Source organism: Methanogenium cariaci JCM 10550, from assembly GCF_001315945.1.
GTDB lineage: Archaea > Halobacteriota > Methanomicrobia > Methanomicrobiales > Methanomicrobiaceae > Methanogenium > Methanogenium cariaci.
The window spans coordinates 150,152-171,671 of the sequence record NZ_BBBG01000002.1 but is presented as its reverse complement, the minus strand read 5'-3'; the positions used below and the strand labels follow the sequence as shown (position 1 = coordinate 171,671).

Below are 21,520 nucleotides of genomic sequence, written 5' to 3'. Positions count from 1 at the left end.
CCCTCTGTCTGGCAAAGGGCTAAATAGTCTGGGCGGGTGATAAAGCGTAGCATCTGGTCTCCGGGGGGGGACCAGTAAAGATCTCCACGGGGGGGGATGAATTCTGAAAGAACAGATTATGTACACATCACGGCCAGAGGATCCTGCCATTGACCGTAAATACGAAGAGGCACTGGTCGCGGCAGAATCACAACTGGGCAGGGTCCATCCGGCACGGGTGGCAGGAAAGGAGATTCATGCACCGGAGACCTTCACGGTCTGGTCACCTATTGAGCCAACACTAAAAATCGGCACGTTCTCGCAGTGTGGCATGGCAGAGACCGAGGCTGCAATACTAGCAGCAGGGGGGGAAGCATATTCCGACTGGTCACAAACCCCGTGGGAAAGACATTGTGCCTGCATCAGGGAAGCAGCCGACCGTATGGAAGAGGAAATATTCGAGCTTGCGGCACTGATCACCCTTGAATGCGCAAAGACACGGAATGAGGCACTTGCCGAGGTCGGCGAGGCCGTGGCACTCCTGCGATACCATACCAGCGTTATCCGGGACAATGAAGGGTTCCGTCGGTCAATGCCGGCTGATACCAAAACCGACCGCTACGAGAGCGTGCTCTGCCCACACGGTGCATGGGCGGTGATCTCACCGTTTAACTTCCCGCTTGTTCTGGGGGGGGCGGGGGGGGCGGCGGCAGCAGCTCTTATCACCGGTAACACGGCCATCATGAAACCGGCCTCTGCGGCACCGCTCTCGATGCTCACCTTCTGCCAGATCCTTGAAGAATCAGGGGGGGTGCCTGCAGGGGGGGCGGCGAACTGCATCACCGGCAGTGGCCCCCCCGCATTCGGAAAGATCATCTCCCAGTCACCGGGAATTGCAGGGGTGACCTTTACCGGGTCACGGGACGCCGGCATGTGGCTGCGGCAGGAGTTTACCACACACCAGCCGTATCCGAAACCAATGATCCTTGAACTGGGCAGCAAAAACCCCCCCTGTATTGTAACCGCACAGGCTGACCTGAAGCAGGCAGCAGAAGGAGTCTGCCGGGGTGCCTTCGGATTCAGCGGGCAGAAATGCAGCGCCACTTCACGGGTGTACGTCGAAGAAGCGGTCTTCCCAACCTTTGCAGACATACTGACCGAGCGGGTGACACGCTGCACCACCGGCGATCCACGGGAAAAAGGGGTATTCACCGGCCCGCTCATCAACCGTGAAGCAAAGGAACGTTTTGATGCAGCGGTTGCATCCGTCATTTCTGCCGGAGGTGAGGTTCTCATCGGTGGACAAAGTTATTCCGGAAAAGAGACACACTATGCCCATTTTGCAGAACCCACCATCGTAACCGGCATTCCGCATGACCACCCCGTGATGAAAAACGAACTCTTTGTGCCCCTGGTGGTGCTGGCCATGTACAACGGGATCGATGAGGGCATCAGACTTGCAAATGAGACCGATTACGGTCTGACCGCGGGCATCTTCTCCAAAGACCCGGCAGAGGTGGAGGCATTCTTCTCCCGGATCCGGTTCGGTGTCTGTTATGCCAACCGAAAGGACGGGGGGGCGACAACCGGTGGATGGCCGGAGTACCAGTCATTCGGCGGGTGGAACAGCAGTGGTTCAACCGGACGGGGAGTGGGTGGCCCATATTATCTCCTCTCCTACATGCGTGAACAGGCACAGACGAGACTCAGAGGGTGAGAAAACCATGATGAAGAGTATAGAGATACAAAAAAAGAACCGATGGCATCTCGCAGGACTGGATGAAGCGATATCCTGGTGCAGGGCCTGCAATGAACGGGGGGGCATCACCTGCAGGCTGCACCCCCCCCTGGGGGAGTTTGCAGAAGATCAGGGGGGGCAGCAGAGACGGCTGTCCGAGAATATGAGGATGCCATCTCTTCCATCCACCGCCATAACCTGAACGCCTCAGTGGCAGTCAAACCTTCTGCCATCGGTGTGACCCTACAGCCGGAGGCATATAATGAATACCTCCAGCAGATCCTCTCCCACGCTATGGCGAAACGTGTGCCCGTAGGAGTCGACATGGAGGGCATGTCTCTCGTACATGACACCTTAGGAGGTGCTTTTCAGGCAGCAGAGCAGGGATATACCTTTACCCTCACCCTGCAGGCATATCTGAAACGAACTCCGGCGGATCTCAACCGGGCGGCAGACGAAGGAATCTCCGTCCGCCTGGTGAAGGGGGGGCCTATATCGGTGACCTGAACCAGCGCAATGAAATTACTGCAGCATTCCGAACGCAGGCATTCCTTCTCTCACGCAGGCATCCACAATTCTCTGTCGGCACCCATGACATGGATCTGATCCAATGGCTGCAGGACTCTATCCCTGAGGCACGCACACGCATCACCTTCGGGTTTCTGAAAGGCCTCGGAACCAAAACAATGATCGGGATGGCCAACGCCGGATGGAAGGTGGATGAATACCTGCCCTATGGAAACGACCACGGCTCGTACGACCGCAGGCGTGAGATCTATCTCGCCTCCCTTGCAAGTGCCCGGACACGTCCGCCTGAATGACAGGGGACTGGTCATCGGGATCATGACCTGCCCCCCCGGGTTCATCTGAACCATTTGGCAGGTATCCCCCCACAGGGTCATCATGCAGATACACCGTCCGTCGGAGGCAAACGCAGGTGGGCGGAGGAGAGAAACAAGGCAGTACCTCCGGGGGGGAGATATTGTCACACCGGCAGATGCGGCAAAGATAATTATCCCATCACTGCCAGACTCTCCATATGCAGCCCGAGGAGCACCCCCGACATGCAGTACCGCACCGTCCCCAAAACCGGCGACCGCCTCTCGCTCCTGGGGGGGTTTGGGGGGGCGATGCGCCTCCCCATGAAGGGGGGGCATGCCATTGATGAGGAGCGGGCAACAGTCCTCATCCATGCAGCATTCGATGCCGGAGTGAACTATATCGATACCGCGGTGCCCTACCACATGGGCGCCTCGGAGGCATTCGTCGGCCGGGCGCTTGCCGGGAAATACCGAGAACGGGTGAAGGTGGCGACCAAACTGCCACCGTGGACCACACACAGCCGCAATGATATGGATAGGACACTATCCGCCCAGTGTTCCCGCCTGCAAACCCGTTCCATTGACTACTACCTGCTGCACAGTCTGGATCGGAATAACTGGGACACACTCCTTGATCTGGGGGGGGTGATGGATTTCCTTGACACGGCAGAGGCAACGGGCCGGATTAAAAATGCCGGGTTCTCCTTTCATGGCGACCCGGAGACCTTCCGCGAAATCGTGGACGCCCGGGACTGGACCTTCTGTCAGATTCAGTATAATATTCTGGATGAAGAGCATCAGGCAGGCACCGCGGGACTCCGCTATGCCGCCAAAAACGACCTTGCCGTGGTGGTGATGGAACCCTCCGGGGGCGGGATGCTTGCAAACGCTGTCCCGCCTGCAGCAGAGGCCAGCTACGCCGCTGCCGTCGTGCAGCGAAGCCCTGCCGCCCACGCCCTGCGCTGGGTGATGAACCATCCCGAGGTGACGGTGGTGCTCTCCGGCATGAATGACGAAGGGCATCTCGCGGAAAACCTGCAGACCGCCCGTGAGACAACACCCCACATTCTCAGCCCGGATGAGGAAATCATGATGGCAACGGCACGGGATGCCTGGCGGCAGGCAATGCAGGTGCCCTGCACCGGATGCGGCTACTGCATGCCCTGTCCCTACGGCGTGAATATCCCGGAGTGTTTTAATCTCTGGAACAACCACTCTCTCAGGTACAGAGGCGGGGCGCCAAAATCGAGTATGCAGTCCGCCTCGGAGGGGCGCTGGGGGATGCTCCCGGAAACGCCGGGCTCTGCCAGGCCTGCGGGAAATGTATGACACGCTGCCCGCAGCAGATCCCCATCATTGATGCACTCAAAGAGATGCAGCAGATATACGAAGGCCCGTTGTGGGGGGGGCAAAAAGGACGATTGTCTCCCATGCCGCCGGGATTGCAACACGCATACTGGCGCACCGGGCACACCAGGAACGTGACAAATAATGCAGGAATTACAGATTGAATGGAACGGCAGGAACGTGACCGTGGACGGCAAGGTGCAGACAGATACCGACCGGTTTGTTGAGTCACTCGCAGATGAGATATGGAATTACAGTGGGTATACCATCACCAGCGGATACGCGGCCTCGCTCTTCGGTCATACCGGGCCGTGCGAGGAGGTGGAGTTCACCCTGCCGTGATCTGCCGTGACCGCTTCTTCGAGATGATGGAAGCCCTCCTAGAGAGCGGGTTTACGGTGATGAGTCCGGGGAGACGGGGGGGCGGCGTGGTACCGTCTCTTTATCACCGGCGCGGTGTGCGTATCGCACGGGATGAAAAGTTCTTCCCCCCCAATGTGCACATCCGGGCAAACCCGCAGGAGAGTGATCGCTACGCCTACTTAAAGCGCCTGAAGCTCATCGTGAACGGGAAACGCTTCTTTGTCGCACCCCCCCTTGAACTGCTCATCCCCCCCTTCATCCTGATGCCTGGCGACCGGGGCACACCCGAAGAGGCGGCGTATATCTATACAACCTGCAAAGATGAGATCAACCTGACGGATCTGAAAAACTGGACGGATCATCTCGGCGTTGACCGGGCTCTACTTCCGGAATAATTCTTATTTTGAGGGGGGAAGCGGGACATTCCATGGGGGGGATGTCGACAAAATATGATGGTTAGGCTTCGGGATATTGAAGACCGAACTGATTCAGATAAATTTCTGCGAGATTCTTCAGTTTTCCAGGAGGTGCACTTTCACGAATTTTGGATATAACATCTAAAGATTTGACGACAGTTTCTTTTTCTCTCTTTTCGTTGGCAAAATGTGCAAATAGATGCAATGCGTCCAATATTTCTTCAACCGCACCTTCATTCCCGATTTCCAAGAAGGATTCACTCAGGTCATCTATCGACGAGATAACCAAATTTACATAATTATCTGCCAATGGAGAATGAGATTCTATTGCACTCATTGCAATGTTAAAATTGGGAAGTGCTAATGGGAGCAGAGGGGGGGATTCCCTCCAAAAATTTGAAATTTTATGTATCGCAAAGCAGACTGAATGATCCATATCATACCTAACAGCCGTCTGACCAATCAATGAGATTGAGACAATGAGATTAGGTATATTCAGTGAATGATTACCAAGTTCCTCTTCCTCTTCCAAAACCAACTGTGCAAGTTCTTCGAGATTTGTCATGACATATTCCACAACAGCCCGGGACTTTTTTCAGTTGCTGCTATCCCAATGTCTTGCAGTGTTATATTCAAATAATGGAGGACATCCGCATCATCACACCCAACAGCCCACTCGCCAATATCTTTTATTTGGGCAATGATCTCGAATACAAATATTTCCTCGCCTATTTCTGTCAATAAAAGTCCGCAACGTTTGATGTCATTAAAAAAACGGGATGTGATGTATCTCCGTCCCTCTCCTTCCTCATGTCCACCGACAATTTCTTCAAATTTGTCCTGAGCAAGCCCAATGCCAGTGCTCATGGTTGTCATATCATAATTACGGATTGCCCCCCCATAGATAATATCAAAAAAAGCCTGAAAGGGGGTCGTCCCCCCCGACTCGGATTTCTGAGACATTGATGAGTCCTGAGAGCCGGACTAATATCTTTTCAGCGTTGAGCAGATTCATCGTATTGAGAATGTAGGGGGAAAAGGGTGACGAAGAGAAATATTCCCAGATAGATCGCACAGAATACGCTAAAGCGCTGAAGAAAAGAACTTACATCACCTGTGATTGAGGTGAGTAAAATTGTTGAAAAGGTAATTGAGACAATATATGAAAACAGAAGCAACCACATATTGGGATGCCGTTTAAACACTTCAACAACGCGGGGTGAATACGTCGATGCGGTCCACTGCACGGCAACCAGCGTGAGTGTCACCACAATTGAGATGACCGCTGCCTGACTCTGGATGAGGGCACCCAGGATGTATCGGACACTATCGGAATTAAAGATGAGACCGGGCCATAACCAGGTAGAGACCCCGGCAAAAAATAGTGCGAGACAAAAAAATCCTCCATAGACCGAAACCCAGAGATAAAGTGGTTTTCGATTGTCAAGATAGGTCAACTTCTCTGAAAGCTCATCGCTCTTTTCTGAAAAAGCAGTGAACATTTTTTCCCGCATTCTTTTGCATTTCCCCCCCATATTATCTTCTCTGATAATGATTCTTTGAGAAAAAGAATTATAAGTCCTCCGATGAGAATTTACCACCTGTTATTCATCTTACCGTCCAAAAGATCTCCCCCCCCTCATTATAGCAGGGGAAAGCTACTATACCATATTCCGTCTACCCGGTTCCAGGGGTGTGTGTAAACAAAGGGTAAATGCATCTCTCTGTTTTTTATTCTCGGGTTTCCTCTTCCCACCCTTTTTGCGTCCCTGCGTTTTGGGATTGGGGAGCAGAATGAGCGTATTTTCAGGCCATCATTTCTCCCGGAAAATTAAGGCAGTAATGTCCGTTATTTGCCGAAAACACGGATTAATGTGGATTATTAAGGGGTAGTTATTGACGGAGATTTTGAGAGGATGTATCACATATCTCAACAGAGAATCAACCACTCCGGGCCGCTGTGGGGATCTGATTTTCTCCGGTGTTTTCACGTTTTTCCTGATATGACCACACTTTCTGATCCCCCCCCTGCGTTTGGGAATCGGGGGGCATAATGGACGTATTTTCAGGCCATTTTTTCTGCTGGAAAATGGAGGTCGTAATGTCCGGCATTTGCCAAAAATTCGGAGGATTGCAGACCATTAAGAGGTCGCCATTGACGAAGATTTTGAGAGGATGTATCGCATGTCTCAACCGAGAATCAACCACTCCGGGCCGCTGTGGGGATCTGATTTTCTCCGGTGTTTTCACGTTTTTCCTGATATGACCACCCTTTTTGAACCCCCCCTGCGTTCTGGAATCGGGGGGGGCAGAATGAGCGTATTTTCAGGCCATTTTTTCTGCCGGAAAATGACGGCCGTAATGTCCGTTATTTGCCGAAAACACGGTAGATTGCAGACCATTAAGAGGTCTTCATTGATGGAGATTTAGAGAGGATGTATCACATGTCTCAACAGAAAACCGGCCACTCCGAGCCGCTGTGGGGGATCTGATTTTCTCCGGTGTTTTCACGTTTTTCCTGATATGACCACACTTTTTGATCACCTGCGTTCGGGAATCGGAGGGCAGAATGAGCATATTTCCTGCCGGGTTTTTCTGCAGGGAAATGACGGCCGTAATGTCCGTTATTTGCCAAAAACACGGAGGATTGCAGACCATTAAGAGGTTTTCATTGATGGAGATTTTGAGAGGATGTATCACATATCTCAACGGAGAACCGGCCACTCCAACCCACTGTGTGGATGCATTTTTCCCCCCCGGCAATGACCCCCGTAATTGAATATTTGACCAGTATCCGGCAACCGATGTCAGAGATACTGCCCGAAACAATGCAAACCCTGCACCCCAGTCGCAGGTGATCCAGTTACCGGATTCCTGCAAGGCAAAAAACGGAACCGATCACATCCCGGTCCCCCCAACAAGAATCTCTTCCCCCCCTAAAATCCAAACATATATCTCCATTTCCCGGACAACAGTAAACTAATATGCCAAAGTCCCCCCCAGCATACAGGAATACAAGGAATCACCATGGGGCCCCCCCTGCGTTCCCTCGTCGCATGTGCCGCCCTTTTCGTGATTCTTGTCGGAATCACCATGTTTACGGATGTCTTCTCTGTCATCCTGTTAGGACTGGTGCTGGCCTTTCTCGCCGCACCCCTGCTCGTCTGGCTGGAAGAAAAGAAGGTCCCAATCTGGGCAGGCACCGGCATCATCACCCTCATCTATCTTCTAATCGGCATCGGCCTTTTCCTGCTCGCGATCACTTCACTCATGATCTTTGCCGGAGAAATCCCCCAATACCAGCAAGAACTGAACGCAAACCTCACGGGCCTGAATGCATTACTGGAAACATACGGCATATCAATACAGGGGGGGATACTCAGTTCAGGCATCTTCAGCCTCAAAACCCTCTTCGCACCTGCGATGACAATCGCAGGCGACATATCGGCGATTGTCGTCAACGGATTCTTTGTCCTCGTGGTCACCGCCTTCATCCTGCTCGAACTGCCCACCCTGCAGGATAAACTGAACCGTTCATTCGGCCCGGCAAGCAGCCTCAGCCGCAACCTGCCCACCCTCATCCGCAACACCTATGACGTCATGGTCGTGCGGACAAAAACCAATGTCGTCCTCGGCGGCTCCATCGGCGCATTCCTGTATGTGATCGGCGTCGACCTTGCCATACTCTGGGGTGTGCTCACCATCATCCTCAGCTATATCCCGTATATCGGCCTCTTCATCGCCTGTGTGCCTGCTGTCGTCCTCGCATGGCTGAAGTTCGGCTGGGGGAGGGGGTACTTCTCGTCCTCGCAGGAATTGCCATCCTCAACTTCATCATCGAGAACGTCGTCTTCGCAAAGATTGCAGCAAACGATATGCGGCTCACCCCCCCGCTTGCCGTCGTCATCGCCCTGTTAGTCTGGACGGCAGTCCTGGGCATCGTCGGCATGTTTCTTGCCATTCCCCCCCTCACCGTCATCCTGCGAACCCTGCTTGCAGGAGACGAACGCACCCGCTGGCTTGCCGTCCTCATGAGTGACGACGAGACAGAGACTGCCTAAAAAAGGGTGCCGGTTATTTTTTCTCCTCTGTTCAGGAGGAGACGGGATCATCCCGTGGTATCTTCCAATTATCCTGCGGCACTGAAAGAGAGAAGACCGCACCTGTTCCCTCTGTGCCGGTCTCCTGGATGGTGATGCCTGTCACTGACAGAATTTCCCGCGAGAGATACAAACCGTAACGGGTTTTGATCCCAATGCCCCCCGTGAGAAGATCCGCTCTTTCCGGTTATCGGCGATACCGACACCATCATCCGATATATCTACTACCGCCGTACCATCCGACTTCGTCAAACAGGAGACCGTAATGGTGGTCACGTCACCCCCATGCAGGGTAGTATTCATGAAGATTTCATGCATCACCCGCTCCAGCATTGGATCGGCATAGACTACCAGATTCCGGCAGCTACAGATAACCGTCAGATGGGAGACGTCAGACGTGACCGTCACCCGGTCCACCAAATCCCCCCCGATATGCTGCCAGGCAGGGGGGGTTGCGACCCCAGATCCTCATAGTCACGGGTAAAGCCTATCTGACGTTCGATGGTGATTGCCGAATCATTTATTTTTGAGAGCTGCATCCAGGTATCCGAGTCAACAGGCACTTCTCCTGTCATCTCCATAATGTCAAAGAGCATGCGGATGACCGTCACCTGATTGAGAATGTCATGCCGGGTAACGGACGAGAGCATCGCAATCTTCTTCTGTGCCTCATGAATGGCATCGTCTTTTCTGACCGTATTGGTGATATCCTGATGAACACCCGTCACCCGAAGCACCGGCGCGTCTCAGGGCTTTGGAAGACCTGCCACCGCGAACGGATCCAGACCCAGGTAGTGTCCTTATGCCGCATACGCATCTCATAGGTGCCGGTCAGGTTTTTGCCCTCACTCCACCCGGAAGCAAAATGGAACCACGCATCACGATCGTCCGGATGGAGATATTCCAGAAACTCATCTCTGGTGAGGGACGCCAGCTCTTCCCGCCGGTAGCCGATCATCTCTGCGCAGCGCTCGTCCACCCTAATATCACCGGAATTGAGATCCACATCCCAGACTCCGAGGCCAGCACACTGAAGAGCCAGACTGAGCCGGTCTTCATCATGCTGTGCCGGAGCCGCGGTGGCCACCGTTCCGGGAACGGGGGGGTAGAGGTAATACCATTCCTTCTCCACCTCTGCTGCATGGGAGACTCTGATATCGAGAGTGGCACCGGCATCCATCCGTTCCCGGGAAATAACAGAACCGGTAAAGGTTCCGGTTTTTTGGATCCGGGAAGAGAGCTCATCCCAGTTACTTATGCCGGGGGGGGAGAAGAGAACGGCCATGACCGTGTTCCCAAAGAGCTCGGCCGGTGATTCCCTGCCGAGAATCCGGGCTGCCGCTGCATTGGCCCAAACAATGTTCCCTCCTGAATCTGCAATGAGCATCGCATGCGGCGCATTCTCACATAATCCGTGGCATACATCCGGTAATGGCATATCTTCTCCTGCAGACAAACGTGATCACCTCTCAGAAATATGCAGAAACGCTGAATTCCCCAAAATCAGGACTGCATCAATCTGCATATCCATTACTGTGTGAGGCATACTAAAAAAGGTTCATCCTCAGGCCTCTGTCACGCACTGATTTCACTAGCATTAAGTACCCTGATATAAAAAATTATTCAGAGACAAGCGGAAATGGCCGAAAAATTCAGTTGCACAATCATAAATCAGGCGCATGATTACCTCCGGTTTCTCGGGCCCGGACTTCTGCTGGCAGTCGCTGCCGCAGGCGAGAGCGGTATCGCAGAGGCTGTCGAGATCGGTGCACACTTCGGATACGCACTCATCTGGGTCATCGCCATTACCCTTATCTATAAATTCGCATTCGTAAACGGTATCGCCCGCTATACGATGATCACCGGAAAGACCATCTTTCAGGGCCTGGTCTCCATTCCCGGACCAAAAAACTGGGGGGGAGGGATTCTCGTGATGATCATCTATCTTCTTGAGATGTTCGCCTTTGCAGGTATGCTGCTTCTGGGCGCCATCTTCATGGATTACATCGTCCCGGGCATCAACTCAACCGGAATGATTGTCTTCATATCCCTTTCCGCCATCCTCATCCTGCTCTGGAAAGAGTCCTATGAACGGCTGGAACATACGATTATCCTGATCGCCCTTCTCCTCTTCTTTGGCATTGCATTCTCCCTAACCCAGTTCCCTATCTCCTTTACTGCGATGCTGCCGGGAATAGTGCCGAAAATTCCCCCCGGGTCCCTGCTCTCGATCATGGCCCTCATGGGCGCAGTCGGATCGTCGCTGAACCTGCTTTTATACTCCATCTGGCTTAAAGAGAAGGCAGGTGATGAGAAGGGGCCATCATTCTACCAGAAGACCATTCATAAAGTCAATCTTGACCTCATCCTCGCCTTCCTCTTTGTGGGTATCATCACCGTCCTCTTTACATCTCTCGGCGTCACCGGCTTCTCCATCTCCTACCTGGCCCACGGCGAGACCTTCAGCGTTGATGCGCTCATTGCCCAGGTACTCTATATCATCGCTTCCATCCCATACGGCCCCCCCCAGACCTTTCTTGCAACGGGTTACCTCATCATGTTTGGTGCGGTGCTGACCGGTATGGACGGCCGGGCCCGGGCCGTATCCGAGATCCTACACTCCAGTTACGGGATGAAATGGAAAGAGCGAACCACCTTCCGCCTCACCCTTCTCATCTTCACGGCGATCATCGTGAGCGGTGTCATCATCGGGGAACCGATGGCACTGGTCCACGGGGGGGTCTCGGCTATTGCCTCAGTCTTCTTTGCGGTGATGGGATTCATCCTGATCTATCTCAACATGGAGATCAAAGATCCGGAAAGGCCCAATCGTATCTGGACCGCCGTCATGACCGTCGGCAGTCTCATCTTTCTTTTAATGGCACTCTTTATGGAAGAGGGAATCATCAAGTTCGGCCTGCCGCTTGCAGAACGCATGATCGTCGTCGCCTTCATAATCTTTATCTTTGCTGGAACCACGCTCTTCCGGGATGTCATTCAGGGAAAAACTACATGGATCGACCAGTTATGGACGATTCTCATCTTCGGGCTGATCTCCATCTACGGTACATTCCGCGGCATCCCCCCTATGAGTTTAATCATCAACTTCCGTGACCTCGGCCCAATCCTCGCAGGTATTGTCGGAGGTCCGATCATCGGGGGGGCATGTGCAGGAATTATCGGTGCGGCATATCGCTACCAGATTCCTGGTGCGGAGAAGACCGCCCTCGCCTGTGCGGTGGCAGCCATTGTGGCGGGCGTTGTGGCAGGATTCTATACCCGGATGCTCCGGGGGGGAAATATCACCTATCTCCGGGGATTCATACTCGTGGTCATTGTCGAGATGATACATATCTTCATCATTGTCCCTCTCTTATCGGACATTGCCTCCTTTGCCGAATTTCTGGTCATCGTCCGGGCCAGCCTGCTGCCGATGGTCTTTGCGATAACTCTGGGAGTAATGCTCTTCTGCTATATCGTCCGCATGAAGGGCTACGCACTCACGACCCGGTTCGAAGAAAAAAACGATGATGAACCAACACCAGACGGGGGGGAGGAAAAGAGATGAAACAGAAAGCCCTTGATTTCCTGCCCTTCATCTTCGCAGGTCTCATCTGCGGTTTCATCCTCTTCGGTACTTTTGTAAACACACCTGATTACGGAGACGAGGACACGATAAGAATCGGTATTATACTCCCGCTCACCGGAGGTCTTGCAGAATATGGTTCGGATGTAAAGGTAGGCATAGACATCGCAGTCGATGAGATCAACGCCAAAGGGGGGGGCATCGGTGGCAAGGATGTGGTGGCCGTATATAAGAACACATGGGGGGGTTACCCCCGACCGGGCGGCAAAACTCATGAGGGAAGGGGGGGTGGATGAAGGCATTCCTGTGTTCATTGGCGATATCACCAGTGCCGGTGCTCTTGCGTGTGCAGCGGTTGCTAAAGAGGAACAGATCGTTCTCGTCTCCCAAGCGGCAACCACACCGGAACTGAGCGGATATAGTCCGTATGTATTCCGGACGATCTCATCGGATCTCTATCAAGGACGGGGCATGGCCCGAATATTCCGGATCTTCCACCCCCCCGACACAGACAAGATAACCGTTCTCTATATCAACAATACCTATGGCACCGGCCTGATGGATTCATTTGTGAATGCACAGGATGAGAGTGGCTTTACCGTACAACAGGTGATACCCTTTGAGGAGGGGGGGCAACGCACCTTCACCAGTGAAATAGCGGCCATCCGTACCTCCGGAACGGACGGTGTCGCCCTCATCTCCCATGTTACTGAGGCAGATTACATCCTGAAGGAAGCAGAGCACAGAGGCTTAATGTCGCCTGGGTCGGGTCAGACGGTATCGTTACCACTGAACTCTATTCCCATGTCGGCCCGTATACGGAAGGGTTCATCGCCACAATGCAGGCAAGCGAGGTTCGCGACCCGGTATTCATCCGTGAATATCAGATACGGGCCAAAGACAGCACGGTCAACTGGATGGCCCCCTTATTCCTACGACACCATGATGGTTGTAACAGAGGCCATCCGGCATGGGGGGGTTACTCGGCGGATGAGATCCGTGATGCATTCGGAAAGATCCGGCATCTGGGTGCCTGTGGCCCAAAAGTCTTTGAGGATGACGGTGGAATCCCCCCCGCCTATGACGTAATGCGGATTGAAAATGGGGGGGTATGGAAACGGGTTTCATGGAAGGAGATCACCACGACCGAGATCACCACCCACTAAAGGGTTTGGCCCCATAGCACAGCGCATTGCTATAGACCGTTTTGTTCACACAAAAGAGAACAAACCCTGCCCAGTAACGAAACGGGCCAGCTTCGATGAGATCCTGACGTGTGGATGAAATGGGGGGGCATGATATGCCCGAATGTCCATTTATTTTGGAATTTAGAGGCAAAATGGGCACAAATTTGGACATATGCAGAATAACCACAATAATCAACGTCTTTTTTAATTTAACCGACCATACAGATTCAAATCGACAATCCCCACCCGAATATGTGCAGCCTGACATATATATAAATAACAGCAACACGATTCAACGTTTATCCACGTCTGGCAGGTTCGTCGGGGGGGCTTGGAAGGCCAGTGTGCGCGGAGTTCATCAGGAGACACATGAGATGATGGCACAAAATACAGCACAAAAAACCAATGGGATGAGACGGTATGAGACAGAGAAAAAAGCGATCGGAAAAAATGTATTCATCTGCCCCCCCATGCCTGTCACCATTGTCGGAACCTGCCTGAACAACCGCCCCCCCAACTTTCTGACTGTCGGATGGGTGACACGGGCGAATGTGAATCCTCCTATGATCGCCATCGGGATTAACAAGTCAAACGCATCGGCAGACGGCATCACCATGCACAAGACCTTCTCGGTAAACTTCCCCGGAACAGATCTCATTGAAGAGACCGATTATTGTGGTCTGGTATCCGGGAAATATAAAGATAAATCCCGGCTATTTGATATCTTTTATGGTGAACTGAAGAACGCACCCATGATCCAGAACTGCCCAATCACACTGGAATGCCAGCTTACAGAAACTATTGATCTCCCGACAAACTACCTTTTTATCGGTGAAATTAAAGGGGCATATGCCAATGAAAACTGTTTTACCGGTGGAAAACCGGACGTCACAGAAATAAACCCGCTCCTGCTCTCCATGCCGGACAATTCATACTGGCAGGTTGGAGAATTCCTGGGACGTGCCTGTAAAATCGGCAGAAGCCTGAAGGCCTGAAACATTATTTAAGTTCCCCCCCAGACAATGCAGGGGGGGCACACCATCCTGCAGGGGGGGTGAGGAGAAAAAATGATGTGGGTCAGGGTTAAGACACCAGAAGGTGATATTCAGGATGCAGAGGTCAGCCGGGATGCATTCATCGGACCCGGTGATGTGCTGGCAGACGGTTCGGATGTCATTGATATCCCGTTCAGCGATGAATCCTCTGATGAAGACTGGCCGGGATATATCACAGATCAGGAAGACGACGATATTTAGGCACAGTGCTGCCCTGCCGGAATAGAACGGAGGAGGAGTACCGTATGATATGGCAGACGGGGGGGATCACTACCCGGTGGTATGGCAGAACAACAAACCGTTTTCTCTTTCTTTTGACTGCCCTCGTTGTGCTCATCTTCTTCTATCCGTTTGTAGAAGAGTTTGACCAGAACGGCTACATCTTTCCCGTACTGATGAATATCATTCTTTTTCTGGCACTCTATGCAGTCATTGATCGGAACCGACACTTCAGGATCGCCTTTATTCTCCTGTTGCCTGCGATATGCATGCTCTGGGCACGGGCCATCTTCGGGATGAGGCCGGAAGTCATTATCGGGTCGGCCCTCACATCAGCACTCTTCTTCAGTGTTATTATTGCGATTATCGTACACCGGATTCTCACCACCAGACACGTAAACCGGGACACCATATACGGAGCAGTCTGCGTCTACCTGTTGATAGGTCTGCTCTGGGCCAGTATGTATGCCACCGCTGCGGAGATGTCAGCGACAGCGTTCTCCTATACTCCGGCCATCATGCCAGCAGGAGAACACCTGACCTTTGGAAACCTCCTTTATTTCAGTTTTATCACACTCACCACCACCGGCTACGGAGATATCATCCCGACGATGAGAGTCACCCAGTCTCTTGCAATGGTTGAGGCAATAACCGGAGTCATCTTCCTTGCGGTCTTTGTCTCCCGTCTGGTCGGAATCGTCGGATGGAACACAGCATCAGAGGATGAAGAACGAAAATGAGTGAATGAAAAAATATTTCCTGACCACAGGACCTGCGAACCTGTCACCAGGAACCGACTACATTGCGGGACGAGGAGAATACCAGACCCACTCTTCTGTGAGAACAGAACCCAAAGCACACCACAACAACGACATCAGCAAACGAAAGTCTTTCAGCCGGGACCACAAGAGATCTCTCTTTGGCAGGAATGAGAACAGAACCCCGATCATATAAACCCAAATACGGTTTATTGCCCGAATATCCACACGAACAGGACAAAAAAGAATATAACCAAAACCCGGGGGGGATGCCCTCTTGCATATCCCCGGGCATTCACCTATTGAATCAATCCCGGCCAGGTATGATGCAGATCGTCTCAGTCTGCTTCATCGCGTTCTGAAACCATGATACGAATCTCATCGTGGTCGCTCACATGCCATGACGACTCATAATCCAGACAGTATACATCAGAAACAGAGGAACAGACGAGCTCATCCCGCTCTTCCAGATCATACTCCCGCATTGGTTTCAGGCACTCGAACCCGCTAATTCTCATGAACTCCATGGTATCTCTACAAAATGATAGTCACAGTGGCGCATATATATATGTTGCGGAGGCTGCACCACCGGATCCGAACCTGGAATTCTAAAAAAAATTAAATAACGACAAATATCCATCTAATTTAATATCAGGGGGGAAATTTGTGAAAAATGAGGAACACCTCAGGGAAATACCTCAAAAAAATCAAAAATACCCGGCATTTTCCAGATCCAACAGGATTTCACCAGAATTCCTCCCCCCCCGGAAACTCCCAGAAAGAGAGTACAGGCGTGCAATCGCGCAGAAAAAACCCCCCCAAATGATCAGAACCTGACAGGTGGCCCCCACAGATAGACATATAGATAATCGGCAGATCCCATACTCGTTATCCTTAATACAACCATCAATATCTCGCCATTTTCAGGATCATACAACTCCGGCAGGAACTCCTTTGCCACCTGGGCCCCATCTCCAAAAGGGGGGGTCAATACGGCATGTATTAACGGACAATATCATTCAGAGCCCAAAGATCCGCACCAAGGACGTACGTATCCCCTCACCGGAATGCACGCCGGTGAGTCTCCCCGCAAGAGACCCGTTTGCAAAGAAAAGCAGAGTCGGAACGGCGGAGATTTGGAAAGCTTCCATTATCTCCGGATTCATGTCAGCATCACATTTTCCGATAGTGACCATTCCTGCAAACTCCACTGCCAGCTCATCAATCACCGGGGGCCATCGTCATACACGGACCACACCACTCACTCCAGCAGTCTACCACAAGGTATTGGTGAGTAGAAATGAGATCATGGATATTCATGTCAGTCACCTCTCTGACCGTACCAGGGAATCCGGCAGGAACATTCACCCGACTCTTCAGATCCCCCGGCACGCTTCTCGCGCAGGCCTGCGAGTTCATCCTCATCCGAAATATCATCGACCATAAAAGGAAAAAGTGGTCCACATCCACTTAACCCTGCTGGAAATGGACCGTTCACATCCCGAAACACGGAGAACCCGCACATTCAAATGAAAACATATATCATGGTACGAACCATAGTAGTATGACACACACTGTGAAGCGAGGTGGGGGGGTAGTTAGGAAATCCCGACGGCTCATAACCCGTAGATCGATGGTTCAAATCCATCCCTCGCTATTCTGAACATTTTTTATCATTTCAACGGAATGATTTTTGTTTTTTTCCATTACATCGATCAGAACATGAGTTATTTTAGTATTCTGAGACGGACACATCATCCCCCCCGTTCGCTTTACTGAAACGGCGCCAGGAATATACAAACGTAAAACAGTCAGAAAAAATCAGGGGGGGAGATAGTCATTCCCCCCCGGAGAATGACTCCAGTCCCGCCTGATAGTGTTTTGCAACGCAGGTGACCTCACGCGGACAGCAGCGTTCCTTGCCGATGGCAAGGGGGTACTCCCCCCCGGTCAGACACCCAGTACAGAGATCTTCTTTCGGAATACCAATTGCACGGATCAGTGCTGAGATGGAAATGTGATGAAGGGATGTCGCCCCCCCGATGGACATACAGACTTCATCATTATCAAGGTCGCTCGCAATCAGCTCGGCACGAGTGGGCATATCCACACCCAGATAACACGGAGCTTTGATGGCAGGCGATCCGATACGCATGTGCACCTCTCTTGCCCCCCCTGCATCACGGACAATGTTCACCAGACGGCGTGAGGTGGTCCCCCCCGGACGATGGAATCATCAATGAGGATCAAAGACCGGTCCCTGAGATGGCCCCGGACGGGATTCAGTTTGATCCGGACCGCAGCCTCGCGGGCTTCCTGCGTAGGCATGATGAATGTCCGACCCATGTAACGATTCTTGATGAGACCCTCACGGTAGCGGATGCCTGACGCCTCCGCATACCCTGCCGCATGTGCCATCCCGGAGTCAGGAACCGGAGATACCAGATCAGCATCCACCGGTGCTTCCTCAAACAGCGAGTGACCGATACGACGCCGTACGTCATAGACGAGACGCCCATCGATGACCGAATCCGGCCGGGCAAAGTAGACATACTCAAAGATGCAGTGTGCCCGGTGAGAGGCCTCGGCAATCTGATGAGACTCGATGCCATCTTTTTTCAGACAGACCAGTTCACCCGGACGGACATCACGCATAAACAAGCCGCCCAGCGCATCAATGGCGACAGACTCTGACGCCACCACATACCCGGTCTCCGTTCTTCCGATACACAGCGGGCGGATACCCAGTGGATCACGGAATGCCCAGACTTCATCGTCAAGCATCATCACAACTGAGTAGGAACCCTGAAGGCGGTGCATGCACATGGCAACAGCCTCTGTGACATCCTCCGACACCCGGTATTCATCAGCGAGGATGTTGCCGATCACCTCGGTATCTGCTGTCGTGCAGAATATCTGCCCGCGTTTTTCATATTCCTCCCTGAGACTGAGAGTATTGACAAGATTTCCGTTGTGGGCAAGTGCCACCTTCCGGCCCCCCCGGAAGGTGAAGGTGAAAGGCTGGATGTTCTCCGGGATCTTCTCCCCCCCTGTTGTCGGGTAACGGACATGCCCGACACCGGTTCCCCCCCTCTCAGACCGCAAAGGACTTTCTTATCAAACACTTCCGCAACAAGGCCGTGGCTCTTTTCTTTATACAGCGTCAGACCATCGAATGTTGCAATACCCGCGCTCTCCTGACCCCCCCTGTGTTGCAGGGCGTAAAGTGCATAATACAGGGGGGGGAATGAGACATCGCCTGAATCGACGACGCCGACAATTCCACACATAATAAATTCCTAAAATCAGTGAAATCGGGTAATCTAGTTATTCGAATTCCAGTTATACTTACGCAGGCGAGGAGACTTTCCAAACCCGCACGACGCACATACTCCATGGCGCTTGTGGAATGAAATCTTACCACAGCGTCTGCAGACAATATGCGTTGTTTTCTGCCGTTTACCCATTGAGGGTGTGCCTTTACTCATTTTTTTCACCTACCTGAATGATACGTTATTCCACGGATGGAGAGATGTATATCACATTGTCTCCACGGACGATTAAAGTGCCGCGTTTCTCAGCCACGCCGTCAATATCTTCCTCTGCATTGTCGAGGACGAGGTTCATATGAACATCATAGCCCTGGAGAATACCCCCCCGGATCTCCCTACCGCCCTTGAGACTGACGATGACCGGTTTCTGGTTAAGGGCTTTATCTAAAATTTCCAATGGTCTTCTGGTCATAAGATTCCCTGCTCTAATCGATGAGGATTAGTATAATTGCGCCAGTAACATACATAAATATAACGACCATCCCCCCCGGATGGCCGGAAGATAACCCGAAAAAGAACCCATATGGATGGTGAATGGTAAAAATGGCGAAGATAAACTCACGAAAAAGGCACATCATACGAAAATCCGATATCTCCCGTCTCTTCCGGGGGGGACTGGAAGAGGAAATTGGGACTGACACCGACCTCTTCCGCTCAACAACTGTAGAGCTGATAGATATCACCGGAGACATCTCCCTCTATCTCATCGAAAAAAAGCCATTATTGATGGAATACCAGGATCAGGTCTTTCCCACCCTCAGAGGTGCCATCGCTCATCCGTTTTCGGCGCGAAACATCGTTGTTGATGCCGGTGCCGTGCGGTTTATGGCAAAGGGTGCCGATGTGATGCGTCCCGGTATCGTCCGCGTGAGTGACGATGTCCTGGCAGATCATCCGGTTCTCATCACTGAAGAAACCTATGGCAAACCGCTTGCAGTAGGCATTGCAGCATTCGATGCAGCGGAGATCAACGCTGCAGAGACCGGTAAGATGGTGCGCACATTCCATTACGTGGGAGACGAACTCTGGAATCTCGATATCTGAGGATCTTCCGGAAAAAAGATACCATTAAATAAAATTCACTCTAAAACGATTTTCATGGCTAAATTTCTGGATTCCATCCTTGGCAAGGGTTCCACGTCTGTTACTGAGTCAGATTATATGGAACTGGACCTTGCATCATTTGAATCCACTTCAGGGGATGCTTCACCGGCCTCTATGTATGTCAAGATTGCCGCAATAAACGACCTCAAAGATACGCCGCGGGTCAAAGACGAGATCTATAACGGAAATATCGTCATTGTCGATGTATCCAGACTGAAGATGGACAAGATTACCTATGAACGGGTGCTCAAGGATCTCCGTGCCGTTGCACATGATATCAATGGAGATATCGTCGGTCTTGGCGACCAGAAATATGTGATCCTGACACCAATGTCCGTGAAGATTTCCCGCGAAAAGATCGGCGGAGGGCTCTGAAGGTGGACCGGGTTATTCGCGCCCCCCCGTGCCTCCAGTGTTCAGAAGAGATCGAATACCTGTATAAAACCGTAGAGATTCCATATTTTTCCGACGCTCTCATTACCACGGTGATATGCGGTTCCTGTGGATTCCGCTCTGTCGATGTAATGATCCTGGGAGAGAACGAGCCGGCCCGGTATACCCTGGCCATCTCCTCACCAGAGGACATGGAAGCTCGTGTAGTCCGTTCGACGACCGGTACCATAGAAATACCTGAACTAGGCATTCTCATCGAACCTGGACCCATCTGTGAAGGTTCATCACCAATGTGGAGGGAGTGCTTGTCCGCATCGGAGATGTCATCGACCGCGTGATCACCTGGTCGGAGGGGGAAGAACTGGAACGTGCCCATGAACTTAAAGCACGTATTGAAGATATGCGGTCGGGCAACGAGCCCTTTGTTTTGATTGTACAGGACGAGGATGGGAACAGTGCTATCATCCATCCGAATACACAAAAGAGTGCGCCCATACCCTATGAAGACAGGATGGAGTAATCCTCACTCCTTTTTTTCCTGAGCAGACCAACAGAGACCCTATACCCCCCAAACAGATACATGCCCGGGGGGGTGCTGAAGAAGGCGACGGGAGAGTACCTTCTGCAGTTTATACCAAAATGCCAAAGACACTCCTTGTAATATCCACAGAGAATGCAGTTTCAAAGTTGAACTCAGATAAAACACCGGATTTTTCAGGATACCGGCTACGCACTGCATCCAATCCATAAAGGAGCCATAAAACACTGAAAAAAAGGTATCATACCGGACTTCTTCCCGGTCATTCAGATACCAGAATCTCCAAACAACAAATATCGATAATCAATCGTTAAAGAGCGATTTAACATCATAACCATCGTTTTTGTTGGAATTTTTAGTTGACCTGCAGAAAGATATATATTATCTGTGTGGCAGTATGCACCATCTACCACAAAGGAGGTGGTTGGAGAAGAGCAGAACGCCCACAGATGTAAACAACATATGTTGATAACCAACCGCCATGCTGATCATGTTCTTTACCCATGAAGGAACAGGAGCAGGATGGCTTTGATGAACATACAACCCAAGACTCGAATGCAACACATACGGAAATATTTCTTTAT

The 21,520-nt window shown here is 51.8% G+C and carries 32 protein-coding genes, 1 tRNA gene and 1 pseudogene; 21 read left to right on the top strand and 13 right to left on the bottom strand.

Annotated features, from left to right (window positions below):
* Positions 1 to 118 precede the first annotated feature (118 nt).
* The 8 genes from JCM10550_RS03175 to JCM10550_RS03145 all read left to right on the top strand — a co-directional run bounded on the left by JCM10550_RS03175 (position 119) and on the right by JCM10550_RS03145 (position 4,643).
* Positions 119 to 1,696 (top strand): aldehyde dehydrogenase family protein, encoded by a 1,578-nt coding sequence (locus JCM10550_RS03175; RefSeq protein WP_157199882.1) that lies wholly within the window; start codon positions 119 to 121, stop codon positions 1,694 to 1,696.
* Between the two features lie 7 nt (positions 1,697 to 1,703).
* Positions 1,704 to 1,919 (top strand): hypothetical protein, encoded by a 216-nt coding sequence (locus JCM10550_RS21680; protein ID WP_062396908.1) that lies wholly within the window; start codon positions 1,704 to 1,706, stop codon positions 1,917 to 1,919.
* The gene (locus JCM10550_RS03165) at positions 1,916 to 2,224 is read left to right on the top strand and encodes a proline dehydrogenase family protein (protein WP_245618684.1); all 309 of its coding nucleotides are present in this window, start codon (positions 1,916 to 1,918) and stop codon (positions 2,222 to 2,224) included. The genes JCM10550_RS21680 and JCM10550_RS03165 overlap by 4 nt, the downstream gene beginning before the upstream one ends.
* 89 nt (positions 2,225 to 2,313) lie before the next feature.
* Positions 2,314 to 2,538, top strand: coding sequence for a hypothetical protein (locus JCM10550_RS03160; RefSeq protein ID WP_062396904.1), 225 nt, complete (start codon positions 2,314 to 2,316; stop codon positions 2,536 to 2,538).
* Between the two features lie 54 nt (positions 2,539 to 2,592).
* Positions 2,593 to 3,867, top strand: coding sequence for an aldo/keto reductase (locus JCM10550_RS03155; protein WP_245618658.1), 1,275 nt, complete (start codon positions 2,593 to 2,595; stop codon positions 3,865 to 3,867).
* Positions 3,864 to 4,049: a hypothetical protein gene (locus JCM10550_RS21675; protein ID WP_245618657.1), complete on the top strand. Its 186-nt coding sequence runs from the start codon at positions 3,864 to 3,866 to the stop codon at positions 4,047 to 4,049. Before JCM10550_RS03155 ends, JCM10550_RS21675 begins: the two co-directional genes overlap by 4 nt.
* Complete coding sequence (locus JCM10550_RS03150) at positions 4,030 to 4,227, top strand: hypothetical protein (RefSeq protein ID WP_062396902.1); 198 nt, start codon at positions 4,030 to 4,032, stop codon at positions 4,225 to 4,227. Before JCM10550_RS21675 ends, JCM10550_RS03150 begins: the two co-directional genes overlap by 20 nt.
* A complete protein-coding gene (locus JCM10550_RS03145; RefSeq protein WP_062396899.1) occupies positions 4,224 to 4,643 on the top strand; it encodes a hypothetical protein in 420 nt (139 codons plus the stop codon). Before JCM10550_RS03150 ends, JCM10550_RS03145 begins: the two co-directional genes overlap by 4 nt.
* Positions 4,644 to 4,704: 61 nt before the next feature.
* On the opposite strand, the gene JCM10550_RS03140 is transcribed toward JCM10550_RS03145, so the two are convergent.
* From JCM10550_RS03140 to JCM10550_RS03130, 3 genes are all read right to left on the bottom strand, one after another.
* Positions 4,705 to 5,229, bottom strand: coding sequence for a hypothetical protein (locus tag JCM10550_RS03140; RefSeq protein ID WP_218185089.1), 525 nt, complete (start codon positions 5,227 to 5,229; stop codon positions 4,705 to 4,707).
* Positions 5,226 to 5,540: a hypothetical protein gene (locus JCM10550_RS03135; RefSeq protein WP_157199880.1), complete on the bottom strand. Its 315-nt coding sequence runs from the start codon at positions 5,538 to 5,540 to the stop codon at positions 5,226 to 5,228. Before JCM10550_RS03135 ends, JCM10550_RS03140 begins: the two co-directional genes overlap by 4 nt.
* A 119-nt stretch (positions 5,541 to 5,659) precedes the next feature.
* Complete coding sequence (locus JCM10550_RS03130; protein WP_172673745.1) at positions 5,660 to 6,178, bottom strand: DUF2254 family protein; 519 nt, start codon at positions 6,176 to 6,178, stop codon at positions 5,660 to 5,662.
* A 1,513-nt stretch (positions 6,179 to 7,691) separates the two neighbouring features.
* Between JCM10550_RS03130 and JCM10550_RS03115 the strand changes: the two genes are divergently transcribed.
* Together JCM10550_RS03115 and JCM10550_RS19490 are read left to right on the top strand one after the other, a co-directional pair.
* The gene (locus JCM10550_RS03115) at positions 7,692 to 8,582 is read left to right on the top strand and encodes an AI-2E family transporter (RefSeq protein WP_062396888.1); all 891 of its coding nucleotides are present in this window, start codon (positions 7,692 to 7,694) and stop codon (positions 8,580 to 8,582) included.
* Positions 8,540 to 8,725, top strand: coding sequence for a hypothetical protein (locus JCM10550_RS19490; RefSeq protein ID WP_062396886.1), 186 nt, complete (start codon positions 8,540 to 8,542; stop codon positions 8,723 to 8,725). Before JCM10550_RS03115 ends, JCM10550_RS19490 begins: the two co-directional genes overlap by 43 nt.
* A gap of 141 nt (positions 8,726 to 8,866) precedes the next feature.
* On the opposite strand, the gene JCM10550_RS03105 is transcribed toward JCM10550_RS19490, so the two are convergent.
* The 3 genes from JCM10550_RS03105 to JCM10550_RS03095 are packed head-to-tail and all read right to left on the bottom strand — an operon-like array spanning position 8,867 to position 10,202.
* Positions 8,867 to 9,172: an ATP-binding protein gene (locus JCM10550_RS03105; RefSeq protein WP_172673744.1), complete on the bottom strand. Its 306-nt coding sequence runs from the start codon at positions 9,170 to 9,172 to the stop codon at positions 8,867 to 8,869.
* On the bottom strand, positions 9,169 to 9,501 hold the full coding sequence (locus JCM10550_RS03100; protein ID WP_157199878.1) for a hypothetical protein: 333 nt from the start codon (positions 9,499 to 9,501) through the stop codon (positions 9,169 to 9,171). The genes JCM10550_RS03105 and JCM10550_RS03100 overlap by 4 nt, the downstream gene beginning before the upstream one ends.
* The gene (locus JCM10550_RS03095) at positions 9,489 to 10,202 is read right to left on the bottom strand and encodes a PAS domain-containing protein (RefSeq protein WP_062396879.1); all 714 of its coding nucleotides are present in this window, start codon (positions 10,200 to 10,202) and stop codon (positions 9,489 to 9,491) included. Before JCM10550_RS03095 ends, JCM10550_RS03100 begins: the two co-directional genes overlap by 13 nt.
* 201 nt (positions 10,203 to 10,403) lie before the next feature.
* Between JCM10550_RS03095 and JCM10550_RS03090 the strand changes: the two genes are divergently transcribed.
* The 6 genes from JCM10550_RS03090 to JCM10550_RS03065 all read left to right on the top strand — a co-directional run bounded on the left by JCM10550_RS03090 (position 10,404) and on the right by JCM10550_RS03065 (position 15,551).
* Entirely contained in the window at positions 10,404 to 12,332 is a 1,929-nt protein-coding gene (locus tag JCM10550_RS03090) for an Nramp family divalent metal transporter (RefSeq protein WP_062396877.1), read from the top strand.
* The gene (locus JCM10550_RS24280; RefSeq protein WP_062396875.1) at positions 12,329 to 12,646 is read left to right on the top strand and encodes an ABC transporter substrate-binding protein; all 318 of its coding nucleotides are present in this window, start codon (positions 12,329 to 12,331) and stop codon (positions 12,644 to 12,646) included. The genes JCM10550_RS03090 and JCM10550_RS24280 overlap by 4 nt, the downstream gene beginning before the upstream one ends.
* Positions 12,639 to 13,439 carry an ABC transporter substrate-binding protein gene (locus tag JCM10550_RS03080; protein ID WP_172673743.1) on the top strand — a complete coding sequence of 267 codons (801 nt, stop codon included), beginning with the start codon at positions 12,639 to 12,641 and terminating at the stop codon, positions 13,437 to 13,439. The genes JCM10550_RS24280 and JCM10550_RS03080 overlap by 8 nt, the downstream gene beginning before the upstream one ends.
* A gap of 472 nt (positions 13,440 to 13,911) precedes the next feature.
* Positions 13,912 to 14,532, top strand: coding sequence for a flavin reductase family protein (locus JCM10550_RS03075; RefSeq protein ID WP_245618656.1), 621 nt, complete (start codon positions 13,912 to 13,914; stop codon positions 14,530 to 14,532).
* Between the two features lie 72 nt (positions 14,533 to 14,604).
* Positions 14,605 to 14,793, top strand: a complete 189-nt coding sequence (locus JCM10550_RS03070) for a hypothetical protein (RefSeq protein ID WP_157199877.1) — start codon at positions 14,605 to 14,607, stop codon at positions 14,791 to 14,793.
* Between the two features lie 44 nt (positions 14,794 to 14,837).
* Positions 14,838 to 15,551 (top strand): potassium channel family protein, encoded by a 714-nt coding sequence (locus tag JCM10550_RS03065; protein WP_157199876.1) that lies wholly within the window; start codon positions 14,838 to 14,840, stop codon positions 15,549 to 15,551.
* Positions 15,552 to 15,907: 356 nt separating this feature from the next.
* On the opposite strand, the gene JCM10550_RS18035 is transcribed toward JCM10550_RS03065, so the two are convergent.
* The 4 genes from JCM10550_RS18035 to JCM10550_RS24270 all read right to left on the bottom strand — a co-directional run bounded on the left by JCM10550_RS18035 (position 15,908) and on the right by JCM10550_RS24270 (position 17,013).
* On the bottom strand, positions 15,908 to 16,096 hold the full coding sequence (locus JCM10550_RS18035) for a hypothetical protein (RefSeq protein ID WP_157199875.1): 189 nt from the start codon (positions 16,094 to 16,096) through the stop codon (positions 15,908 to 15,910).
* Positions 16,097 to 16,395: 299 nt separating this feature from the next.
* The gene (locus JCM10550_RS24275; RefSeq protein ID WP_281175236.1) at positions 16,396 to 16,530 is read right to left on the bottom strand and encodes a hypothetical protein; all 135 of its coding nucleotides are present in this window, start codon (positions 16,528 to 16,530) and stop codon (positions 16,396 to 16,398) included.
* A 58-nt stretch (positions 16,531 to 16,588) separates the two neighbouring features.
* Positions 16,589 to 16,798 (bottom strand): co-chaperone YbbN, encoded by a 210-nt coding sequence (locus JCM10550_RS03055; protein WP_062396865.1) that lies wholly within the window; start codon positions 16,796 to 16,798, stop codon positions 16,589 to 16,591.
* 92 nt (positions 16,799 to 16,890) lie between these two features.
* The gene (locus tag JCM10550_RS24270; protein ID WP_281175235.1) at positions 16,891 to 17,013 is read right to left on the bottom strand and encodes a hypothetical protein; all 123 of its coding nucleotides are present in this window, start codon (positions 17,011 to 17,013) and stop codon (positions 16,891 to 16,893) included.
* A 136-nt stretch (positions 17,014 to 17,149) separates the two neighbouring features.
* On the opposite strand from JCM10550_RS24270, the gene JCM10550_RS03050 reads away from it, so the two are divergent.
* Positions 17,150 to 17,226 (top strand) — tRNA-Met (locus JCM10550_RS03050).
* 180 nt (positions 17,227 to 17,406) lie between these two features.
* On the opposite strand, the pseudogene purF reads toward JCM10550_RS03050, so the two are convergent.
* The 3 genes and pseudogenes from purF to JCM10550_RS03040 form a co-directional block, all read right to left on the bottom strand.
* Positions 17,407 to 18,859: pseudogene (purF, locus tag JCM10550_RS03045) on the bottom strand (amidophosphoribosyltransferase).
* Positions 18,860 to 18,892: 33 nt separating this feature from the next.
* The gene (locus JCM10550_RS16740; protein WP_083475255.1) at positions 18,893 to 19,057 is read right to left on the bottom strand and encodes a 50S ribosomal protein L37e; all 165 of its coding nucleotides are present in this window, start codon (positions 19,055 to 19,057) and stop codon (positions 18,893 to 18,895) included.
* A 25-nt stretch (positions 19,058 to 19,082) separates the two neighbouring features.
* Entirely contained in the window at positions 19,083 to 19,313 is a 231-nt protein-coding gene (locus tag JCM10550_RS03040) for an LSM domain-containing protein (RefSeq protein WP_062396863.1), read from the bottom strand.
* A gap of 131 nt (positions 19,314 to 19,444) precedes the next feature.
* On the opposite strand from JCM10550_RS03040, the gene JCM10550_RS03035 reads away from it, so the two are divergent.
* From JCM10550_RS03035 to JCM10550_RS24265, 4 genes are read left to right on the top strand one after another with little or no spacing between them, the layout of a single operon-like run.
* Positions 19,445 to 19,945 (top strand): RNA-binding protein, encoded by a 501-nt coding sequence (locus tag JCM10550_RS03035; RefSeq protein ID WP_062397011.1) that lies wholly within the window; start codon positions 19,445 to 19,447, stop codon positions 19,943 to 19,945.
* A 54-nt stretch (positions 19,946 to 19,999) separates the two neighbouring features.
* Entirely contained in the window at positions 20,000 to 20,380 is a 381-nt protein-coding gene (gene sepF / locus JCM10550_RS03030) for a cell division protein SepF (protein WP_062396861.1), read from the top strand.
* 2 nt (positions 20,381 to 20,382) lie between these two features.
* Entirely contained in the window at positions 20,383 to 20,736 is a 354-nt protein-coding gene (locus JCM10550_RS03025; protein WP_281175234.1) for a ZPR1 zinc finger domain-containing protein, read from the top strand.
* The gene (locus JCM10550_RS24265) at positions 20,733 to 20,918 is read left to right on the top strand and encodes a hypothetical protein (RefSeq protein WP_281175233.1); all 186 of its coding nucleotides are present in this window, start codon (positions 20,733 to 20,735) and stop codon (positions 20,916 to 20,918) included. Before JCM10550_RS03025 ends, JCM10550_RS24265 begins: the two co-directional genes overlap by 4 nt.
* Positions 20,919 to 21,520 lie beyond the last annotated feature (602 nt).

What these genes read in the sequence shown, in the direction of transcription:
- JCM10550_RS03130 (WP_172673745.1), bottom strand. Translation starts at nt 6,178, where the DNA reads ATGCGGGAAAAAATGTTCACTGCTTTTTCAGAAAAGAGCGATGAGCTT.
- JCM10550_RS03070 (WP_157199877.1), top strand. Translation starts at nt 14,605, where the DNA reads ATGATGTGGGTCAGGGTTAAGACACCAGAAGGTGATATTCAGGATGCA.
- JCM10550_RS03065 (WP_157199876.1), top strand. Translation starts at nt 14,838, where the DNA reads ATGATATGGCAGACGGGGGGGATCACTACCCGGTGGTATGGCAGAACA.
- JCM10550_RS03035 (WP_062397011.1), top strand. Translation starts at nt 19,445, where the DNA reads ATGGCGAAGATAAACTCACGAAAAAGGCACATCATACGAAAATCCGAT.
- JCM10550_RS03090 (WP_062396877.1), top strand. Translation starts at nt 10,404, where the DNA reads ATGGCCGAAAAATTCAGTTGCACAATCATAAATCAGGCGCATGATTAC.
- JCM10550_RS03075 (WP_245618656.1), top strand. Translation starts at nt 13,912, where the DNA reads ATGATGGCACAAAATACAGCACAAAAAACCAATGGGATGAGACGGTAT.
- JCM10550_RS03135 (WP_157199880.1), bottom strand. Translation starts at nt 5,540, where the DNA reads ATGACAACCATGAGCACTGGCATTGGGCTTGCTCAGGACAAATTTGAA.
- JCM10550_RS03140 (WP_218185089.1), bottom strand. Translation starts at nt 5,229, where the DNA reads ATGACAAATCTCGAAGAACTTGCACAGTTGGTTTTGGAAGAGGAAGAG.
- JCM10550_RS03175 (WP_157199882.1), top strand. Translation starts at nt 119, where the DNA reads ATGTACACATCACGGCCAGAGGATCCTGCCATTGACCGTAAATACGAA.
- JCM10550_RS03160 (WP_062396904.1), top strand. Translation starts at nt 2,314, where the DNA reads ATGGATCTGATCCAATGGCTGCAGGACTCTATCCCTGAGGCACGCACA.
- sepF (WP_062396861.1), top strand. Translation starts at nt 20,000, where the DNA reads ATGGCTAAATTTCTGGATTCCATCCTTGGCAAGGGTTCCACGTCTGTT.
- JCM10550_RS18035 (WP_157199875.1), bottom strand. Translation starts at nt 16,096, where the DNA reads ATGGAGTTCATGAGAATTAGCGGGTTCGAGTGCCTGAAACCAATGCGG.
- JCM10550_RS21675 (WP_245618657.1), top strand. Translation starts at nt 3,864, where the DNA reads ATGACACGCTGCCCGCAGCAGATCCCCATCATTGATGCACTCAAAGAG.
- JCM10550_RS24270 (WP_281175235.1), bottom strand. Translation starts at nt 17,013, where the DNA reads ATGGTCGATGATATTTCGGATGAGGATGAACTCGCAGGCCTGCGCGAG.
- JCM10550_RS21680 (WP_062396908.1), top strand. Translation starts at nt 1,704, where the DNA reads ATGATGAAGAGTATAGAGATACAAAAAAAGAACCGATGGCATCTCGCA.
- JCM10550_RS03040 (WP_062396863.1), bottom strand. Translation starts at nt 19,313, where the DNA reads ATGACCAGAAGACCATTGGAAATTTTAGATAAAGCCCTTAACCAGAAA.
- JCM10550_RS03095 (WP_062396879.1), bottom strand. Translation starts at nt 10,202, where the DNA reads ATGCCATTACCGGATGTATGCCACGGATTATGTGAGAATGCGCCGCAT.
- JCM10550_RS24280 (WP_062396875.1), top strand. Translation starts at nt 12,329, where the DNA reads ATGAAACAGAAAGCCCTTGATTTCCTGCCCTTCATCTTCGCAGGTCTC.
- JCM10550_RS03115 (WP_062396888.1), top strand. Translation starts at nt 7,692, where the DNA reads ATGGGGCCCCCCCTGCGTTCCCTCGTCGCATGTGCCGCCCTTTTCGTG.
- JCM10550_RS19490 (WP_062396886.1), top strand. Translation starts at nt 8,540, where the DNA reads ATGCGGCTCACCCCCCCGCTTGCCGTCGTCATCGCCCTGTTAGTCTGG.
- JCM10550_RS16740 (WP_083475255.1), bottom strand. Translation starts at nt 19,057, where the DNA reads ATGAGTAAAGGCACACCCTCAATGGGTAAACGGCAGAAAACAACGCAT.
- JCM10550_RS03150 (WP_062396902.1), top strand. Translation starts at nt 4,030, where the DNA reads ATGCAGGAATTACAGATTGAATGGAACGGCAGGAACGTGACCGTGGAC.